The organism is Acinetobacter sp. YH12132 (assembly GCF_013418645.1).
GTDB classification, from domain to species: Bacteria; Pseudomonadota; Gammaproteobacteria; order Pseudomonadales; family Moraxellaceae; genus Acinetobacter; species Acinetobacter indicus.
Map to the genome: position 1 here is coordinate 1 of NZ_VPBR01000035.1, position 2,062 is coordinate 2,062.

At 32.2% G+C, this 2,062-nt stretch carries 3 protein-coding genes; 2 read left to right on the top strand and 1 reads right to left on the bottom strand.

Translation table 11 applies throughout. The features are described 5' to 3' along the window. The coding region (locus FTU67_RS14105) for a hypothetical protein (RefSeq protein WP_180061901.1) at window positions 1–856 on the top strand (856 nt) is incomplete at its 5' end. 52 nt (window positions 857–908) lie between these two features. Here FTU67_RS14105 and FTU67_RS14110 read toward each other — a convergent pair. Continuing rightward, a complete protein-coding gene (locus tag FTU67_RS14110; protein WP_180061900.1) occupies window positions 909–1,448 on the bottom strand; it encodes a hypothetical protein in 540 nt (179 codons plus the stop codon). Between the two features lie 229 nt (window positions 1,449–1,677). Between FTU67_RS14110 and FTU67_RS14115 the strand changes: the two genes are divergently transcribed. Next, on the top strand, window positions 1,678–2,062 hold a 385-nt coding region (locus FTU67_RS14115), incomplete at its 3' end, for a hypothetical protein (RefSeq protein ID WP_180061902.1).

A 2,062-nucleotide genomic window follows, 5' to 3' on the forward strand; every position in this document is an offset into this window, starting at 1 on the left:
TCAAGATGAAATCGCAGAAGCCCTTTATTCCAATGATGAAAACCATGAAGCACATACAAGCGTTTATAACGCTATGGCATGGTATGCAGGGGAGAAAGCAAGCCATGAATATGCAAATGCTATGGACGAGTTAGAACGTGGTGCGACTTTAGACACTAGCTTTGACACACTTTCCGATCTAATCAATTCAGGGCATGAAATTGAAGATTCAAAAATTGAAATACTTAAAAACTTAGACAATTACTTAGAACAAAATGATTTAAGTGCAAGTATTCAGATTGGTGACACTAAATTAGATTATGGTGACATAACAATTGAAATCACTAATATGAAAAAAATTGATGGTGAATTTCAGGATGATGTAACCATTACTATTGATGATAAATATGTAAATATTGAAAATGAAGCAGATAGTATTTGGAAACTATCAGAAGCCAAAGATGATTTTATTGGCATAAAACATTCTCTTGATAAAGAGTTAGGAAATGAAATTACTATAACCAATCTTGGTGAAAATAATCACTTATCCCAAGTGACTATTTACGAAACTAAAGCTAATGAAAGTCATATTGATTCAGCTATTGAAAGTTTTGTTCAGGATAATGGCAATGCTGAAAAAGCAATTGATATTAATGGGGAACGTGTGGCATGGCAGTCAGGTAAGGACTTGGTTGTTGACTTCTCAGGTGAAGCCGGTTCAAATCACGAAAGACTAGCAGAAGCAGTCAGTAATAAAGCTGACGATCTTGGTATAAATGTCTTATCTGCAAATGATGGATTTAGTAGTAAAATTGATGCTATTCAAAACGACAAGCAGGAAGTGAAGCAGGAAAGTAAAGGAATGGAGCTAGATTGATAATCAGGCACATAATAAAAAAGACTGCAATTGCAGTCTTTTTTTAGGGTAATTAATTTTCCTTATTTTCATCCATATAAAATTTAATAGATTTTTTACCAATCCCTATTGCTTGAATATCTGATTGAATTTGCTTTAGGCTTACATTTTTCTTTGTTAAGCACAGGTCGGCATCACGACAATAATCACCAAGTGTTTCATATTTTCTTTGAATTGGGATTAACTCAGCTTCTACAAATAGTTGGCGTTCATTAATTTTAGAATTACTTTCAGGCTCAGGCTCAGGCTCAGGCTCAGGCTCAGGCTCAGGCTCAGGCTCAGGAATTGAATCAACAATTAGAGTAAAATCATATTTATTTTTTTCTGATTTTTCAAATAACAATCCTAATAAACCGAAATAATCTGTATTTTCATCTATATAACAAAATGAACTTGATCTACACATTTCTATCATTTCGTTACTTGGGGGATAATAATCTTGTGAATACTCGTTTTGACTAAACTTATATCCAAAAAATGTCAAGAAAGCTATGATTATCAAGCTATTGATAAATATAAATAAGGATATTAGATTCGCACTTTTGTTAGTCATTTTGTTGTCCATTAAAATTAAAATTAAAACATAGTCTAACATGGTAATTATTTTTTAGTAGATTATCTGTTATTTTTTTTAAAGTATATAATAAAAATTATGTAAAAACTTATAATATGTATTATAATGAGTTTTATTAGTGCAAAACATAAAAAAGCATTAATACTATTTAATTTAAAAATATAATCTTAGCAAAGATTATATAACTAGCGAAATGTGAGGTTACACAATGTCTGAATTAGAAGATAAAGAGAACGGTTTTTTAAACGATTATTCATCTAACAAAAAGTTAAATGAAGCTGTAATCGAACAAATGGGCGGTTTTGAATCATTCTCTGAAAATGCACCGGATATTTCAAATCATGGTATTGATGGAGGTTTTGGCGGTTTTATTTACCACTCAGATACAGTCAGCTTTGCTCAAGATAATCGAGAAGTAATCCTTGATGCCTTGAAAGAAGATGCTCAAGAGTTCGGGCATGAATCTGTGCCGGAAATGATGGCTCATTGGAAATCCCTAGATGGATTTAGTCAAGATGAAATCGCAGAAGCCCTTTATTCCAATGATGAAAACCATGAAGCACATACAAGCGTTTATAACGCTATGGCATGGT

What these genes read in the sequence shown, in the direction of transcription:
- FTU67_RS14110 (WP_180061900.1), bottom strand. Translation starts at nt 1,448, where the DNA reads ATGACTAACAAAAGTGCGAATCTAATATCCTTATTTATATTTATCAAT.